The 16,938-nt window shown below is 51.7% G+C and carries 15 protein-coding genes and 4 tRNA genes; 12 read left to right on the top strand and 7 right to left on the bottom strand.

Annotated features, from left to right (window positions below; all coding sequences use genetic code 11):
• Nucleotides 1-393: 393 nt before the first annotated feature.
• On the top strand, nt 394-1,581 hold the full coding sequence (locus GEAM_RS12525) for a NupC/NupG family nucleoside CNT transporter (RefSeq protein WP_034791999.1): 1,188 nt from the start codon (nt 394-396) through the stop codon (nt 1,579-1,581).
• Between the two features lie 157 nt (nt 1,582-1,738).
• On the opposite strand, the gene GEAM_RS12530 is transcribed toward GEAM_RS12525, so the two are convergent.
• Nucleotides 1,739-1,814: transfer RNA gene (locus tag GEAM_RS12530), tRNA-Ala, on the bottom strand.
• 81 nt (nt 1,815-1,895) lie between these two features.
• Nucleotides 1,896-1,971 (bottom strand) — tRNA-Ala (locus tag GEAM_RS12535).
• A gap of 353 nt (nt 1,972-2,324) precedes the next feature.
• Here GEAM_RS12535 and GEAM_RS12540 point away from each other — a divergent pair.
• Nucleotides 2,325-3,113, top strand: coding sequence for a formate/nitrite transporter family protein (locus GEAM_RS12540; RefSeq protein ID WP_034792001.1), 789 nt, complete (start codon nt 2,325-2,327; stop codon nt 3,111-3,113).
• Nucleotides 3,114-3,190: 77 nt separating this feature from the next.
• Here GEAM_RS12540 and gltX read toward each other — a convergent pair whose 3' ends face one another.
• On the bottom strand, nt 3,191-4,606 hold the full coding sequence (gene gltX, locus GEAM_RS12545) for a glutamate--tRNA ligase (protein ID WP_034792003.1): 1,416 nt from the start codon (nt 4,604-4,606) through the stop codon (nt 3,191-3,193).
• Between the two features lie 264 nt (nt 4,607-4,870).
• On the opposite strand from gltX, the gene GEAM_RS12550 reads away from it, so the two are divergent.
• From GEAM_RS12550 to GEAM_RS12565, 4 genes are all read left to right on the top strand, one after another.
• Nucleotides 4,871-4,946: transfer RNA gene (locus GEAM_RS12550), tRNA-Val, on the top strand.
• A gap of 7 nt (nt 4,947-4,953) precedes the next feature.
• Nucleotides 4,954-5,029: transfer RNA gene (locus GEAM_RS12555), tRNA-Lys, on the top strand.
• Between the two features lie 177 nt (nt 5,030-5,206).
• Complete coding sequence (locus GEAM_RS12560; protein ID WP_034792005.1) at nt 5,207-5,770, top strand: nucleotidyltransferase family protein; 564 nt, start codon at nt 5,207-5,209, stop codon at nt 5,768-5,770.
• A gap of 75 nt (nt 5,771-5,845) precedes the next feature.
• Nucleotides 5,846-6,184: a FlxA-like family protein gene (locus GEAM_RS12565; protein WP_034792007.1), complete on the top strand. Its 339-nt coding sequence runs from the start codon at nt 5,846-5,848 to the stop codon at nt 6,182-6,184.
• Nucleotides 6,185-6,193: 9 nt separating this feature from the next.
• Here the strand turns inward: GEAM_RS12565 and GEAM_RS12570 are convergent, their stop codons facing one another.
• Nucleotides 6,194-7,114, bottom strand: coding sequence for a LysR family transcriptional regulator (locus GEAM_RS12570; protein WP_034792011.1), 921 nt, complete (start codon nt 7,112-7,114; stop codon nt 6,194-6,196).
• 101 nt (nt 7,115-7,215) lie between these two features.
• On the opposite strand from GEAM_RS12570, the gene GEAM_RS12575 reads away from it, so the two are divergent.
• On the top strand, nt 7,216-8,220 hold the full coding sequence (locus GEAM_RS12575) for a bile acid:sodium symporter family protein (RefSeq protein WP_034792013.1): 1,005 nt from the start codon (nt 7,216-7,218) through the stop codon (nt 8,218-8,220).
• Between the two features lie 54 nt (nt 8,221-8,274).
• Here GEAM_RS12575 and GEAM_RS12580 read toward each other — a convergent pair whose 3' ends face one another.
• The 3 genes from GEAM_RS12580 to zipA all read right to left on the bottom strand — a co-directional run bounded on the left by GEAM_RS12580 (nt 8,275) and on the right by zipA (nt 11,651).
• A complete protein-coding gene (locus tag GEAM_RS12580; protein WP_034792015.1) occupies nt 8,275-8,517 on the bottom strand; it encodes a DUF3820 family protein in 243 nt (80 codons plus the stop codon).
• Nucleotides 8,518-8,522: 5 nt separating this feature from the next.
• Nucleotides 8,523-10,544: an NAD-dependent DNA ligase LigA gene (gene ligA, locus GEAM_RS12585; protein ID WP_034792017.1), complete on the bottom strand. Its 2,022-nt coding sequence runs from the start codon at nt 10,542-10,544 to the stop codon at nt 8,523-8,525.
• A gap of 78 nt (nt 10,545-10,622) precedes the next feature.
• Nucleotides 10,623-11,651 (bottom strand): cell division protein ZipA, encoded by a 1,029-nt coding sequence (gene zipA, locus GEAM_RS12590; RefSeq protein WP_034792020.1) that lies wholly within the window; start codon nt 11,649-11,651, stop codon nt 10,623-10,625.
• A gap of 225 nt (nt 11,652-11,876) precedes the next feature.
• Between zipA and cysZ the strand changes: the two genes are divergently transcribed.
• The 5 genes from cysZ (at nt 11,877) to crr (ending at nt 16,829) form a co-directional block, all read left to right on the top strand.
• On the top strand, nt 11,877-12,665 hold the full coding sequence (gene cysZ, locus GEAM_RS12595; protein ID WP_034792022.1) for a sulfate transporter CysZ: 789 nt from the start codon (nt 11,877-11,879) through the stop codon (nt 12,663-12,665).
• 206 nt (nt 12,666-12,871) lie between these two features.
• Complete coding sequence (cysK, locus tag GEAM_RS12600) at nt 12,872-13,837, top strand: cysteine synthase A (RefSeq protein ID WP_034792025.1); 966 nt, start codon at nt 12,872-12,874, stop codon at nt 13,835-13,837.
• A gap of 402 nt (nt 13,838-14,239) precedes the next feature.
• Nucleotides 14,240-14,497, top strand: coding sequence for a phosphocarrier protein Hpr (gene ptsH, locus GEAM_RS12605; RefSeq protein ID WP_003038086.1), 258 nt, complete (start codon nt 14,240-14,242; stop codon nt 14,495-14,497).
• 47 nt (nt 14,498-14,544) lie between these two features.
• On the top strand, nt 14,545-16,272 hold the full coding sequence (ptsI, locus tag GEAM_RS12610; protein WP_034792027.1) for a phosphoenolpyruvate-protein phosphotransferase PtsI: 1,728 nt from the start codon (nt 14,545-14,547) through the stop codon (nt 16,270-16,272).
• A gap of 47 nt (nt 16,273-16,319) precedes the next feature.
• Nucleotides 16,320-16,829 carry a PTS glucose transporter subunit IIA gene (crr, locus tag GEAM_RS12615; protein ID WP_034792029.1) on the top strand — a complete coding sequence of 170 codons (510 nt, stop codon included), beginning with the start codon at nt 16,320-16,322 and terminating at the stop codon, nt 16,827-16,829.
• Nucleotides 16,830-16,938 lie beyond the last annotated feature (109 nt).

Genomic DNA, 16,938 nt, shown 5'->3' on the forward strand with positions numbered 1-16,938 from the left:
GCGGGAGGCTCGGCCGGAGGATTCGGCTCGGCTGTTAAACATAGTCGCATTAACCTTACTATTGTTGCGTTTACATCAATCATATCTAATTGATAATGATTATCAAGTGCATTTAGATTGATCCAGCTGATTTCTCTGATAGGCACAGAGACTCAGGGGCGAAATAGAGACGGTCGACCATATTTAGAAAACTATTACGGCTAATAATAAAGCTAGCACAACAATTCAAGTTGTGACGCTTTTTAATAACATCTTGATTTTTTGTGTGGTCTGTTCAGAAATGTTGCAATCAGTGTCCGCAATTTCTATATTTGCAGGCCACTTCACGTTTTAAATGTACGCGTTACATAGAATGTCCGTCGAAATATAGCCTGCCTCTAATTTGGAGCACCCATGTCCCGAATACTGCACTTTGTATTAGCGTTGGCCGTTGTCGCTGTACTGGCCTTGCTGGTAAGCCGTGATCGTAAAAATATCCGTTTACGCTTCATTGCACAGCTTTTGGTCCTTGAAGTTTTATTAGCCTATTTCTTCCTCAACTCAGAGTTTGGATTAGGTTTCGTAAAAGGCTTCTCTGACCTGTTTGAGAAATTGTTAGCCTTTGCCGCAGAAGGGACCGGCTTCGTATTTGGAGGCATGAGCGATAAAGGATTAGCGTTCTTCTTCCTGAAAGTCTTGTGCCCAATCGTGTTTATCTCTGCACTGATTGGTATTTTGCAATATATCCGTATCCTGCCAATTATTATTCGCGCTATCGGTACAGTATTGTCAAAAATTAACGGTATGGGGAAACTGGAATCCTTCAACGCCGTTAGCTCCCTGATCCTTGGTCAGTCTGAAAACTTTATCGCGTATAAAGACATTCTGGGCAAAATGTCAGAAAAACGTATGTACACCATGGCTGCTACCGCGATGTCGACAGTGTCTATGTCAATCGTGGGTGCATACATGACCATGCTTGAGCCGCGTTATGTGGTTGCTGCGCTGGTTCTCAACATGTTCAGTACCTTTATCGTACTGTCACTGATCAACCCTTATAAAGTTGATTCAGAAGAAGACCTGCAAATCGGCAACACCCATCAGGGTCAGAGCTTCTTTGAAATGCTGGGTGAATACATTCTGGCGGGCTTCAAAGTGGCTATCATCGTTGCAGCTATGTTGATTGGCTTCATCGCACTGATCTCCTGCTTGAACGCGCTGTTCGACGTTGTTTTCGGTATCACCTTCCAAGGCGTGCTGGGTTATGTCTTCTACCCGTTCGCATGGATTATGGGCGTACCGAGCCACGAAGCGCTGCAAGTCGGCAGTATCATGGCAACCAAACTGGTTTCTAACGAATTCGTGGCCATGCTGGACCTGCAGAAAGTCGCAGGCGAGCTCTCTCCACGCGGCGTTGGCATCCTGTCTGTGTTCCTGGTCTCTTTCGCCAACTTCTCTTCAATTGGTATCGTTGCGGGCGCCATCAAGGGCCTGAACGAGAAGCAAGGCAACGTAGTTTCACGCTTCGGCCTGAAACTGCTGTACGGTTCAACGCTGGTGAGCGTACTGTCAGCTTCTATCGCGGGTCTGGTACTGGCGTAGGCCACAAACCTGCACACAGCTTCTAAAGGCGCTTCGGCGCCTTTTTTTGTGCCTGCTATTTGGCGAAGGAGCTAGCTGGAAGAGTGGGATTGAAGCAGGAATAGATTGCCGAATGGCAGAAAGCAAAAAACCGGCCAGAGGCCGGTTTCTTAAATTTTGGTGGAGATAAGCGGGATCGAACCGCTGACCTCTTGCATGCCATGCAAGCGCTCTCCCAGCTGAGCTATACCCCCACACGAGGTTGTTCACGTTTTAGGTCTTCTACTCAATTCCGCTCAGAGGAATCAAGTACCAACTTACCCTGAGAAGGAAGTTGGTGGAGATAAGCGGGATCGAACCGCTGACCTCTTGCATGCCATGCAAGCGCTCTCCCAGCTGAGCTATACCCCCATTTCCGACTCGTAAAAACGAGTGAACGGGGCGCATCATATGAAACCGAGCTAACCCTGTCAACGGCTAAATCTGAATATGGAATCAAGCGCTGAAAAAGCCGCCAACCCGGCCATAACTCTCAAGTTTTTCCGACGTCCAGATACAATTTTGTAGCTAAATACGTCTGAATTGCTCTGCCCTCCTCCGGTCATTTTTATCCAGCCTTATGATCTTATTAAGCATTTTTTTAACATGTGTGACCTAATCATTAATAGGTTGTTAGCAGGCTATGATAATCGTCTTGTTTTCGGATAATTCTGCGTCTAGACTGCCCGCGATATAATCATAACCAACTATCGTCGAGTGCTCTTATGTCCTTGTATTCACCAAAAGAAATCGCGTCAATCGCAGTAGCGACAGGCACAACTAAAAGCCGCGCAACCGTGATGAATTTGTTAATTTTAGGATTCTTGGCCGGTGCTTTCATCGCCACAGGTTTCCTCCTGGATTTGCACGTAATAGGGACATTGCCTGCATCCTGGGGTTCTTTCAGTAACTTACTGGGCGCGGCTGTTTTCCCAGTGGGGATCATTTTGACGGTTCTGGCAGGCGGTGAGCTGCTGACCGGCAACATGATGAGCCTGCCTATCGCGTGGTTCGCTCGCCAAATCACCCTGTACTCAGTTCTGCGTAACTGGTTCTGGGTGACGCTGGCAAACCTGCTGGGCAGTCTGGCCGTTGCTTACTTCTTTGGTCACGTTCTGGGCCTTACCGAAGGCGCGTTCTTGGCTAAAACCGTGGCTACCGCGACGGCTAAAATCAATGCGACTTTCAGTCAGGCATTCATTTCTGGCATCGGCTGTAACTGGCTGGTTTGTCTGGCAATGTGGCTGGCCTACGCCAGTAAAGACATGGGCGGGAAAGTGATTGGTATGTGGTTCCCGGTCATGGCGTTTGTGGCAATCGGCTTCCAGCACGTGGTTGCCAACATGTTCATCATCCCAGCGGCTATTTTTGCTGGCGCGCTGACTTGGTCCCAGTACCTGCCTAACTTCGTCGCCGTGTTCCTCGGCAACGCAGTGGGTGGCGCGGTGTTCGTCGGTTTGATGTACTTCCTGGCTTACCGCCCGAATGCAGAATCCGTGGCGCAACAACGTTAATTCTTTGATTTGTTAGCCGCATAAAAAAAGCCAGCGAGGGAAACCCGCTGGCTTTTTCTTTATCTCAATGCTGACGCTTACTGTTGGGCTTCACGCTCAGCAATAAAGGCCAGAGCCTGATCGATACGCGCCAGAGTGCGACTTTGACCAATCGCGTGAACCGTCACATCCATGCCCGGAGACATACCAGCACCCGTTACTGCAACGCGTAATGGCATACCGACTTTACCCATACCGACGCCCAGCTCATCAGCCGTACCCTGAATCGCGTTGTGAACGTTCTCGGCAGTCCAGTCAGTGATCGCAGCCAGCTTGGCGCGAACGGCTTCCAGCGGTTGACGAGCAACCGGACGCAGATGTTTTTTCGCCGCGTCAGCATCAAACTCGCTGAAATCTTCATAGAAGTAACGGCAGGATTCAGCCATCTCTTTCAGCGTCTTACAACGCTCACCCAGCAGTTGAACAATTTCGAACAGCTGTGGACCATTACGCGTCTCAATCCCCAGTTGCTCAACGTGCCACAACAGGTGAGTCGCCACGTAGTGTGGATCCATGGTGGTGATGTAATGATGGTTCAGCCACTGCAGCTTCTCAGTATTGAAGGCGCTGGCGGATTTGCTGACATTCTCCAGAGAGAACAGCGCTTTCATTTCATCAATGCTGAAGATCTCTTGGTCGCCGTGGGACCAGCCCAGACGCACCAAATAGTTAAGCAGTGCTTCTGGCAGGTAGCCGTCATCGCGATACTGCATCACGCCGACCGCGCCGTGGCGTTTAGACAGCTTTTTACCGTCGTCACCCAAAATCATCGACACGTGCGCGTAAACTGGCACTGGCGCGCCCAGCGCTTTCAGAATGTTAATCTGGCGCGGGGTGTTGTTGATGTGGTCTTCACCACGGATCACGTGGGTGATTTCCATATCCCAGTCATCCACCACTACGCAGAAGTTATAGGTTGGTGAACCATCGGTACGGCGAATGATTAAGTCATCCAGCTCGTCATTGCTGAATTCGATTGGGCCGCGGATCTGGTCGTCGAAGATAACAGAACCTTCCTGCGGGTTGCGAAAACGCACCACGCACGGCTCATCAGCACTGTGATGATCGTGGCTGTCGCGGCAACGGCCGTCATAACGAGGCTTCTCATTATTTGCCATTTGCTCTTCACGCAGGGCTTCCAGACGCTCTTTGGAGCAGTAGCACTTATATGCCGTGCCATTTTCCAACATCTGGTCAATCACCGCGTTATAACGGTCAAAGCGTTTGGTCTGGAAGTATGGACCTTCATCCCATTGCAGATTCAACCAGTTCATGCCGTCCATAATCGCGTCAATGGCAGCCTGAGTGGAGCGCTCAAGATCGGTGTCTTCTATACGCAACACAAACTCACCGCCCAAGTTACGGGCAAAAAGCCAGGAGTAAAGCGCGGTACGGGCGCCACCGACGTGCAAATAGCCGGTTGGGCTCGGAGCAAAACGGGTTTTGATTTTCATCTGGAATGCAGCCTTAATAGCGCAACGCCAAAAAACGTTGCTATCAATTAACAAAAAGTGGGCGTCATTCTACCACTCTGCCCTGAATCCTCAACGCCGATAGGGAGTTCACAAGGGCTATTCACACCATGAATGCGTAAAGAATCAACTGCGCGGGCGAGAAATCAGTCATCTTGTCTAATTTTCGGGCGAACGGTGTTTTTTGTTTTTAAAAACCGTTGACGTAAGTTTAAGTATCCCTATAATGCGACTCCATCACGACGGGGGCGATTAGCTCAGTTGGTAGAGCATCTCCTTTACACGGAGGGGGTCGGCGGTTCGAGCCCGTCATCGCCCACCACTTCTGCGGGCCGTTAGCTCAGTTGGTAGAGCAGTTGACTTTTAATCAATTGGTCGCTGGTTCGAATCCAGCACGGCCCACCAATTCAGAGAGAAGCGCCTTTTAGGCGCTTTTTTCGTTTCTGAATCACCATGACCCAAACCGTGATGGAGGCGAACCAGTTGCTGGTCTGCATTTCCCATCCTCCCCCTCAAAAAACCTTCCCCCTTCTTTCGTCACATTTATCTATACTGTCCATCATTTCGATAAGGGACGAGATAATGAGCGAGCAACAGCGACAGCAACAAATAATCCAGTGGATTGAACAAGATGAGATGCGCATGTTGGCCCTGCGTGCCGCGAAACAGCTGGCACTGAACGATTGGTGCTTAGCGGCGGGATTTGTTCGCAATTTGGTGTGGGACCGTCTGCACGACTTCACCCAAAGCACGCCGCTCAATGATATCGACGTGATTTACTTCAATCCTGAAAATACGTCGGTTGACGTCGAAAAAGAGTTTGAGCGGCAGCTTGGAGATATTGCCGACTTGCCTTGGTCGGTGAAGAATCAGGCGCGGATGCACCTTCTGCATGACCATGCCCCCTACTCGTCCAGCAGCGAAGCCATGAGTTATTGGGTGGAGACCGAGACGGTGATTGGCGCGAAGCTAAATGATAACAATCAGGTGGAGCTAGTTGCCCCGGTCGGCACCGCCGAGCTGTTTGAGTTCAGCATAACGCCTAATCCGCGCCACGGTAATACCTTAGTGCTGCTGGAGCGCGTGCAGAGCAAAGGCTGGCTAGCGCGCTGGCCTAAGCTGCGCCTCCAACTGCCGCAATCTTAAAGATCTCCGCCGCCTTGCCGATACCTGTTAAGTACCCGTGTATGCAATAACAGGCAAAAAATAAGCGAGGCAGTAATGAGTACGATTAGCACAACCACCAATATCTCTATGGGATCAGCGTCTGGCGGCGGCGGTAGCCAGATTGCTCAATTAAATAAGCAGATTGATAAACTCACCCAGCAGCTAAAAAATCTGTCGAAAAAAAGCGACCAGTCGCAAGAAGATGTGCAGAAGCAAATCGCATCGATTCGCCAACAAATCATTATGTTGCAGCAGCAGATCCAACAGATTCAGCAGCAACAGGCGCAGAAAGCTGAACAGCAAGCTGAGAAAGCCATGCTCGACGCTGAAAAAGCCAATCCTAAAAAGGATGACGATAAAAAGGCTGCCGGTCAGGTCGATATTTACGTCTGATTGCCTGCTTTATAGCAATCCTTGCAGGCTGCGTTTTTTGGTCAGCTGCGCCGCCTGCCATTTCACCTCTTCCCAAATAGCCTGCGCGGCGGGTGACAGCGAACGGTTCTTACGCCGCACCAGCATCAAAGCGCGGTTTATTTCCGGCTCCAGCGTGCGAACCACCAGTTGACTGCCCTGCGGCAAAGGCAGTGCAAGCGCGGGAAGGACGCTGACGCCCAGCCCGGCTTCAACCATCGGATACAGCGTGGCCGGGTGCCCCACTTCCTGCACCACATTGGCGGCAATCCCCTGCTTCGCCAGCGCGTTGTCGATCAGGACGCGACTGCCCGACTCATAATCTTGCAGCACTAACGGCTGCTCGCCGAGCTGCTGCCACTGCACCGCCCTCTGCCGTGCAAAAGCATGGTCTTCGCGGCACAGCAGCAAGAACGGCTCGTGCAGAATCACCTCGCCCTCAAGATCAGGGCTAATGCCCGGCTCGATCACTATGCCAAAGTCCACTTCGGCATTACGCACGCTGTTCAGCACCAGTCGCTGCGCCTGATCGCGCAACAAGATGGTGATGTCGGGATAATCCTTTTGGCTACGGGCGATGCAGCTGGGCATCAGTTGGGCGGAAATAGTTTGGCTAGCGGCAATGCGCACGCGACCGTTATGCTGAGTGCCGAAACTGCGGGTATCAAGCAGCATCGCGTGCAGCTCGTCGAGCAATGGCTCAACACGGCTCGCCAGCCGCTGACCGGCGTTAGTCAGAATCACCTCGCGCGTGGTTCTGTCCAGCAAACGCACGCCAACCTCGGCCTCCAGCTCTTTCATACTGTGGCTTATGGCAGACTGGCTCAGCCCAATGGCGTCCCCTGCCCGGCTGAAACTTTGGTAGCGCGCCACGGCAACAAACACCCGCAACTGCTTGAGAGAGTAGTTCATGAATAAATTTCATCAATGCATTAAATAAATCAATTTTTTAATTGTATACCAGCGATTCAAAATAGCGGCATGGCTTTATTCCTTTTCATGCAGAGAAACTCATGCGCTTTTTACCTGACCGCTTTACTCAAACGCTGATTGGCACCGTGTTGCTGGCAACCTTCCTGCCCGCCAGCGGCGTGTTTGTCGCCTTCTTCAATAACCTGACTATCTTCGCCATCGGCCTACTGTTCTTTATGCACGGCGCGAAGCTGTCGCGCGAAGCCATCTTCGCCGGCAGTAATAACTGGCGGCTGCACCTGTGGGTGATGTGCAGCACCTTTATCATCTTCCCGGTGCTCGGGCTGCTGTTCCAGTGGTGGCACCCGATTGATGTCAGCCCGCAAATTTATAGCGGCTTTGTCTATCTGTGCATTCTGCCCGCCACCGTGCAGTCGGCGATTGCCTTTACTTCCATGGCCGGGGGCAACGTGGCGGCGGCGGTGTGTAGTGCTTCTGCATCCAGCCTGTTGGGTATTTTCGTCTCGCCGCTGCTGGTAGGCCTGTTGATGCACGTGCAGGGCACTACCGGCGATAGCTTGCAGCAGGTGTGGCACATCATGCTGCAACTGCTGGTGCCGTTTGTGGCCGGGCACCTGCTGCGCCCGCTGATTGGCGGTTTTGTCGAGCGCCACCGTAAAATGATTGGTAAGACGGACCAGACTTCCATCCTGCTGGTGGTCTATACCGCGTTTAGCGAGGCGGTAACTCAAGGGATTTGGCATCAGGTGGGGTTGGGTTCGCTGCTGTTTATCGTGGTCTTCAGTCTGGTATTGCTGGCCTTTATTCTGGTCATTAACACCTATATGGCTCGCTGGATGGGCTTCAGCAAGGCCGATGAGATAACCATCGTGTTTTGTGGTTCGAAGAAGAGTCTGGCGAACGGCATCCCGATGGCGAATATTCTGTTCCCGGTCAGCGCAATTGGCATGATGGTGCTGCCGCTGATGATTTTCCATCAGGTGCAGCTGATGACCTGCGCCGTGCTGGCGAAACGCTACCAGCGTAAACAGCTGGCGAAGCAGCAGCCAGAGCCGAAAGCTCAGGTTCAGGCAAAAATGAACTAAGTTGATTTAGCAGACAGAAAGCAGAAGGCGCTGAAATCAGCGCCTTCTTTTATTTTACTCGTCAGTGCCGGAAAGCCCCGGACCGCCTCGGCGCAGTGGGTTAATCAAGCTCTGTAAACCTTCACTTTTGATTGCCAGCGTAAGCTGCATCAGCTCGCCAAGCTTGCCCGCCGGGAACTCATCTTTGCGAGCAAACCACAGCAAATACTCTTCGGGTAAATCAATCAGCACGCGCCCGGCGTACTTGCCGAAAGGCATTTTCATGTTGGCGATTTCGATTAAATCTTCTTTTTCCATGGCCGTTAATCACCCAACAGGCGGATCATTTCCGCTTCGTCGATAACCTCGATGCCCAGCTCCTGCGCCTTGGCTAGTTTCGAGCCAGCCGCTTCGCCCGCAATCACTAAATCGGTTTTCTTCGACACGCTGCCAGACACTTTAGCGCCCAGCGCGGTGAGGCGATCTTTGGCTTCGTCACGGGAGAGAATCGACAGCGAGCCCGTCAGCACCACGGTTTTCCCGGCGAACGGGCTATCAATCTCTTCGGCCACCACCACAACCGGCGCTGGCCAGTGGATGTTGATTTCCGGGCTGAGTAGCTCGTCGATAACCTGCTGGTTGTGCTCCTCGGAGAGGAAGTTCACCACGTGCTTGGCTACCACGTCGCCGACGTCCTGCACGCTTTTCAGCGATTCCACATCGGCTGCGCGCAGTGCGTCAATCGAGCCGTAGTGCGCCGCCAGATTCGCCGCCGTGGCCTCGCCCACTTCGCGAATCCCCAGCGCATAGAGGAAGCGAGCCAGCGTAGTTTCTTTGGCTTTTTCCAGCGCGTTTACCACATTTTGCGCGGATTTCGGCCCCATTCGGTCCAAACCGGTGAGCTTGCCAGCACTCAGGCGGAACAGATCTGCCGGGTTTTTGACATACTCCTTCTCCACCAGTTGGTCGATTATCTTGTCGCCCATGCCGTCAACGTCTAACGCTCGGCGCGAGACAAAGTGTTTTAAGGCTTCTTTGCGCTGCGCGCCGCAAATCAGTCCGCCGGTACAGCGCGCCACGGCTTCGCCTTCCACACGCTCGACGTCGGAATTACACACCGGACAGTGCGTCGGGAACACCACTTCGCGGGCATTTTCAGGGCGCTCAGCCAGCACTACGCCAACGACCTGCGGGATAACATCACCGGCGCGGCGAATGATCACCGTGTCGCCAATGCGCAGGCCCAGACGCTCAATTTCATCGGCATTGTGCAGCGTGGCATTACTCACCATCACGCCAGCAACCTGCACCGGCTCAAGACGCGCGACGGGAGTTATAGCCCCGGTACGCCCGACCTGAAACTCAACATCTTTAACTAGCGTGATCTGCTCTTGGGCCGGGAATTTAAAGGCGGTGGCCCAGCGCGGCGCGCGCGCCACGAAGCCCAGAGTCTCTTGGATATCCAAGGAATCAATTTTGACCACCACGCCGTCGATATCAAAACCGAGGTTAGCGCGGTCTGTCTCAACTTGGCGATAGAAAGCCAGCACATCGTCGCGGCCGGTGCAAAGCTGGGTGCGGTCGCTGACTGGCAGGCCCCACGCCTTGAATTGCTGCAAACGGGCGATGTGGCTGCGCGGAAGCTCGCCGCCTTCCAGCAGGCCCACGCCGTAACAGAAGAAGGTCAGCGGGCGTTTTGCGGTGATGCGCGGGTCGAGCTGGCGCAAAGAACCGGCAGCGGCGTTACGCGGGTTAGCAAACACTTTGCCGCCGGTGCGACGCGCTTCTTCATTCAGGGCTTCAAAACCCGGCTGTGGCATAAAGACTTCGCCACGCACTTCGAGCCGGGCGGGGATATTCTCTCCCTGCAAACGCAGAGGAATAGCGCGAATGGTGCGCACATTGGCGGTAATGTTCTCGCCAGTGGTGCCGTCGCCGCGCGTGGCGGCCTGCACCAGCTCACCGTTTTCATACAGCAGGCTGACGGCCAGACCATCGAGCTTTAGCTCGCAGCAGAAGGTCAGCGGCTCGGTGGTTTTCAGACGGTCCTGAACGCGCTTATAGAAAGCCAAATAACTCTCTTCATCAAACACGTTATCCAGCGACAGCATCGGCACCTGATGCTTCACCTGCTCGAAAGCAGAAATGGGTGCCGCGCCGACGCGTTGGGTTGGGGAGTCGGCGGTGATCAGCTGCGGATTGGCCTCTTCTAACGCGCGCAGTTCGCGCATCAGGCGATCATATTCGGCGTCCGGGATTTCAGGGGCGTCCAGCACGTGATACTGGTATTCATGATGGCGTAACTGGGTGCGTAATTGATTGATTTGATTTTCGATTGTGGCCATGACTCACCATGAAGATAAAAAACCCCCGGCAAGCGGGGGTCATTGGAAAGGACTGAATATCTGGATACGCCCGGCGTTTTATTTCGCCGTCGCGTCAAGAACCTCGCGAATACGCGCTTTATAGGTTTCCAGTTTTTGTGGAGTGATCATGCGTCGCTCGTCATCGAGGACCATGCCACCCACGTCGTCAGCAATGCGCTGAGCCGACTGTAATAACAGTTTGAAGTTCTGATGCGCGTCGCCGTAGCAAGGCACCATCATGAACAGCGTGATACCAGGGGTTGAGAAGTCTGACATGGTATCTGGGTCAAATGAGCCAGGTTTCACCATATTCGCCAAACTAAACAGCACTGGACCACTGCCCGCCGGGCTAACATGGCGGTGGAAAATGTTCATCGCGCCAAACTGGAAGCCAGCCTGCAATACGCTATTAAGCAACACTTCACCGCCGATCACGCCCCCCTGATGTGCAGCAACGTGCAGCACCAGAACGGTCTCTTTCAGCTTCTCTTTAACTGGCGCTTCTTCTGCCAGAGAGAAAGGTGAATCATTGTGCGGCTCAGCTTTGGCTGCTGGTGCAGCATCAGCATGAATCTCTTCTGGTGGAACCGGAGCCTGTGGCTTCTCAACTTCGCGCGCTGGCTGAGGTGCCGCTTCACGCTGCGGCGCTGGGTGCTGCGGCGCAAAGCTGGTTTCGCGACGCGGTGCATCAGCAGGGTCTGCCGCTGAGTAACCACTCAACAACGGATCATCCTGAGCCGCAACGGGCTGAGGAGCCGGCTGACGCGGTGCAGTAGGCTGTTGGACGGGAGGAGCCTGCGGTGGGCGCTGTGGCTGAGTGCGAACAGGAGCAACCTGCTCAGGTTCATCATACTCACCAAAAGAAGGTTCATCCTGAGGATAGGATGGACGCACGCGCACTTCACCCACCCCGTCGACGAAATCGTCGGCCGGAGATTGCTCTCGTTCTTTTTTCACACGTTTAGTTGGACGATCGCGAAAAAGCGAAGAGCGTTCTTTACGGCTGGTCCACAAACCGTGCAATAACAACGCTATTATGGCGATCGCGCCAACAACGATTAATATCAGACGCAAATCCTGCATCATTGCTATCTCTAGGTTGTTCTAATTCATTGCCACCACGGCAAACATTCACATTTCTAACTCTATTTGCCTGAGTTGATAAGTGCAAGTCTGGACACTACTTTCTAGTAATAAACATGATTACGGCACCTTTTTTTGTCGCTTTTTCAGCCAATACGCTGCTAGCCAGTGGAAAATCATATCGATATGATAGTCCACGTCCTTCAACTCAGAGAGAAAATTTCTTTTATGACATCTTCGCAAGGCGCTAACGCGGTAAACGGAGTTCACTATTTCAGCAAGGGTTGGTCACTGATTTCCTTGCCTGGCATTCGTCGCTTTGTGGTTTTGCCACTGTTGGTGAATATTGTTCTGATGGGTGGCGCATTTTGGTGGTTATTCGCCAAGTTGGGCGACTGGATCCCGGCCATGATGAGCAAGATACCGGCTTGGCTGAGCTGGCTGGATTACCTGCTTTGGCCAATTGCCGTGCTCTCGGTCCTGCTGGTGTTCAGCTACTTCTTTAGTACCATCGCCAACCTCATAGCCGCGCCGTTCAGCGGCCTGCTGGCGGAGCAGCTCGAAGCCCGCCTGACCGGAAAAACCCAGCCGGACACCGGCATTTGGGGAATAATGAAAGATCTGCCACGCATCATGAAGCGCGAATGGCAGAAATTGGCTTATTACATCCCGCGCGCCATCGTGCTGCTGGTGCTCTATTTTATTCCCGGCATAGGTCAAACGGTCGCCCCCGTGCTGTGGTTCCTGTTCAGCGCGTGGATGCTCTCTATTCAATATTGTGACTACCTTTTCGATAACCACAAAGTCAGCTTCCTTGATATGCGTCGCTCGCTCGGTCGTCACAAAGTCGACAATTTACAGTTTGGCGCGCTGGTCAGCCTGTTCACCATGATCCCGGTACTGAATCTGGTCATCCTGCCGGTCGCGGTTTGTGGCGCAACGGCAATGTGGGTTGATCGCTACCGCGATCTACACGTGGTCGACGGGCACGACATAAGTCAAACGCGCCGCCGCTAAGTGCAATTTCCCTAACAGCCACTGCAACCTAGTGGCTGTTTTTTCATCTTGATCCTTGTGTCGGAAACATATTTCTTAATAACATATAGATATACCAATTCCTTACTTCACTGGGAAAACCGATCGCGTATGCTTTCGTGATTCCCACTATTTTCATAGTGTTGAAACCACACACTGCGGAATTCCAACCAGTTAAAGGACGGGTTATGAGCAAGATCTATGAAGACAATTCATTAACAATCGGCCACACGCCGCTGGTTCGCCTGAACCGTATTGGCAATGGGCGTATTCTGGCCAAGGTCGAGTCACGTAACCCGAGCTTCAGCGTTAAATGTCGTATCGGCGCGAACATGATTTGGGATGCTGAAAAACGCGGCATTCTGAACAAAGATATCGAACTGGTAGAACCTACCAGCGGCAACACCGGCATCGCGCTGGCTTACGTTGCTGCGGCTCGCGGCTATAAATTGACGTTGACCATGCCTGAAACCATGAGCGTTGAGCGCCGTAAACTGCTCAAAGCCTTGGGTGCCAATCTGGTGCTGACCGAAGGCGCGAAAGGCATGAAAGGCGCGATTGCCAAGGCTGAAGAGATTCAGGCCAGCGATCCAAACCGCTACTTGATTTTGCAGCAGTTCAGCAACCCGGCTAACCCGGCGATCCACGAGAAGACTACCGGCCCTGAAATTTGGGAAGACACCGACGGCGACGTTGACGTGTTCATCGCAGGCGTGGGCACTGGCGGTACTATCACCGGCGTAGGTCGCTACCTGAAAAGTAAGAAAAGCAGCGTTAAACTGATTGCCGTGGAGCCGACTGACTCCCCTGTCATCACTCAGACTCTGAATGGCGAAGAAGTTAAGCCCGGCCCACACAAGATTCAGGGCATTGGCGCAGGCTTCATTCCGGGCAACCTTGATCTTGACCTGATCGATCGCGTGTCTCTGATAACCAATGACGAATCCATCAGCATGGCACGTCGTTTGATGGAAGAAGAAGGCATTCTGGCGGGTATCTCTTCCGGTGCAGCAGTGGCCGCAGCGGTGAAACTTTCCGAAGAGCCAGAGTTCGCCGATAAGACTATCGTCGTCATCCTGCCATCTTCCGGCGAGCGCTATTTGAGTACCGCATTGTTTGCAGATTTGTTTACGGAAAAAGAATTGCAACAATAATGCCACATTCTTTAAATCGTTTAAAAAAGCACCCGAATGGGTGCTTTTTTGTGGCCTACATCAAAGTTTATAGCAGTCTGTGATTGATTTTATCAGCCAGGTTTAGTATTTAACCCTTCAATTATTTCGATGCGCGAAATTAATCAGCTTGCTGAATGTCTGCTGCTGAATCGATTTACTGATTTGTTACAAGATGGTGAAACACGGCATAATGGGAAGTTGATAGGAATTGGGAAGCACCGGATATTCTTTTTGTCACAACGTGCTTATTTTCGCCTTTTCCTGTTGCATCACACCTTGCCCCTGAACCATAGTCAGGCGCGAATCTTATCAGGCTAAAGTCGGCCTCTTGAGCTAGACTTTAGCTCCACAACATTACTTTAATAAGTTGGGGAAACAACAATGTTCCAGCAAGAAGTTACTATTACCGCACCTAACGGTCTGCACACTCGCCCTGCCGCACAGTTCGTGAAAGAAGCTAAAGGTTTTACTTCTGACATCACCGTGACCTCTAACGGTAAAAGCGCTAGCGCAAAGAGCCTTTTCAAACTGCAAACTCTGGGTCTGACTCAGGGCACAGTGGTAACCCTCTCTGCAGAAGGTGAAGACGAGCAGAAAGCCGTTGAACACTTGGTAAAACTGATGGCAGAGCTCGAGTAAGTAGCCCGGTCTTAATAGTTTAAACCAGTCAAGAGAAAGGTAGGGTTATGATTTCAGGCATTTTAGTATCTCCCGGTATCGCTTTCGGCAAAGCGCTTCTGTTGAAAGAAGATGAGATTGTCATCAACCGGAAAAAAATCTCTCCTGAAGAAGTTGATCAGGAAGTAAAACGTTTCCTGTCAGGCCGTGCTAAAGCTTCAGCACAGTTAGAGACGATCAAGACCAAAGCAGGCGAGACCTTCGGTGAAGAGAAAGAAGCCATCTTCGAAGGCCACATTATGTTGTTGGAAGACGAAGAGCTTGAGCAGGAAATCATAGCCCTTATCAAAGATGATCACGCTTCCGCTGACGCCGCTGCCTTTTCTGTTATTGAAGGGCAAGCCAAGGCTCTGGAAGAGCTGGATGATGAATACCTGAAAGAGCGCGCCGCTGACGTGCGTGACATCGGTAAACGTCTTCTGCGCAACATTTTGGGTCTGGCGATTGTCGATCTGAGCTCCATTCAGGATGAAGTTATTCTGGTGGCGACCGATCTGACTCCATCAGAGACTGCACAGCTGAACCTGAACAAGGTGCTGGGCTTCATCACTGATTTGGGTGGCCGTACTTCCCACACCTCTATCATGGCGCGTTCACTGGAATTACCGGCAATCGTCGGCACCAGCGATGTGACCAAACAGGTGAAAAATGATGACTATCTGATCCTTGATGCCGTGAACAATAAAATCTACGTCAACCCGACGGCAGACATTATTGACGAGCTGAAAGCTGTTCAGAACCAGTACATCACTGAAAAAGACGAACTGACCAAACTGAAAGACTTGCCAGCAATCACGCTGGACGGCCATCAGGTGGAAGTTTGTGCCAATATCGGTACCGTGCGTGACGTCGCCGGTGCAGAGCGCAATGGCGCTGAAGGTGTTGGCCTGTATCGTACCGAATTCCTGTTCATGGACCGCGAAAGCCTGCCTACCGAAGAAGAGCAATTCCAGGCTTATAAAGCCGTTGCTGAAGCGATGGGCTCACAGGCAGTTATCGTTCGTACCATGGACATTGGCGGTGACAAAGACCTGCCATACATGAACTTGCCGAAAGAAGAGAACCCGTTCCTGGGCTGGCGCGCAATCCGCATCTGTTTGGACCGTAAAGAAATTCTTCACGACCAGCTGCGTGCCATTCTGCGTGCTTCTGCTTTCGGTAAACTGCGTATCATGTTCCCAATGATCATTTCCGTTGAGGAAGTGCGTGAACTGAAAGCAGAGCTGGACTTGCTGAAAGCGCAACTACGCGAAGAAGGCAAAGCCTTTGATGAAAGCATTGAAGTTGGCGTGATGGTGGAAACACCGGCTGCGGCAGTGATTGCTCATCATCTGGCAAAAGAAGTCGATTTCTTCAGTATTGGTACTAACGATCTTACCCAGTATACTCTGGCAGTAGATCGCGGTAATGAGCTGATTTCTCATCTTTACAACCCAATGTCACCTTCTGTACTGGCTTTAATTAAGCAAGTCATTGACGCATCTCATGCTGCAGGCAAATGGACAGGCATGTGTGGCGAGCTAGCAGGTGACGAACGTGCTACACTTCTTCTATTGGGCATGGGTTTAGATGAGTTCAGCATGAGTGCTATCTCTATCCCGCGCATCAAGAAAATTATTCGTAATACGAACTTCGAAGATGTGAAAGCGCTGGCAGACCAGGCCCTGGCCCAACCTACGGCGCAAGAGTTAATGAACCTGGTTAACAAGTTCATTGAAGAAAAAACACTCTGCTAATTGCGCGATGCTGGAAAGCTGCCCAAATTAATGCTTAGGAGAAGATCATGGGTTTGTTCGATAAACTGAAATCACTAGTTTCTGATGATAAAAAAGATGTTGGCACTATTGAAATCGTAGCGCCGATCTCTGGTGAAATTGTCAACATTGAAGATGTGCCAGACGTTGTTTTCGCTGAGAAAATCGTCGGCGACGGTATTGCCATCAAACCAGCTGGCAACAAAATGGTTGCACCGGTTGACGGTACTATCGGTAAAATCTTCGAAACTAACCATGCTTTCTCTATCGAATCCGACAGCGGCATTGAGCTGTTTGTCCACTTCGGTATTGATACCGTTGAACTGAAAGGCGAAGGCTTCAAACGCATCGCTGAAGAAGGTCAACGCGTTAAGAAAGGTGATTTGATTATCGAGTTTGATCTGCCTCTGCTGGAAGAGAAAGCCAAGTCTACCCTGACTCCGGTTGTTATCTCTAACATGGATGAGATCAAAGAGCTGATTAAACTGACTGGTACTGTGACCGTTGGCGAAACGCCAATTATCCGTATCAAAAAGTAAGTCACTCAATGATGTGAAAAAGGCGCTTAGATTAAGCGCCTTTTTTATTGCCTGACATTCTTGAAAGCGTGTTGCTTGGCTAGGTTTAAATCTTCCAGTGCGGCACTTG

The sequence above is a fragment of the Ewingella americana ATCC 33852 genome (genome assembly GCF_000735345.1).
Lineage (GTDB): Bacteria > Pseudomonadota > Gammaproteobacteria > Enterobacterales > Enterobacteriaceae > Ewingella > Ewingella americana.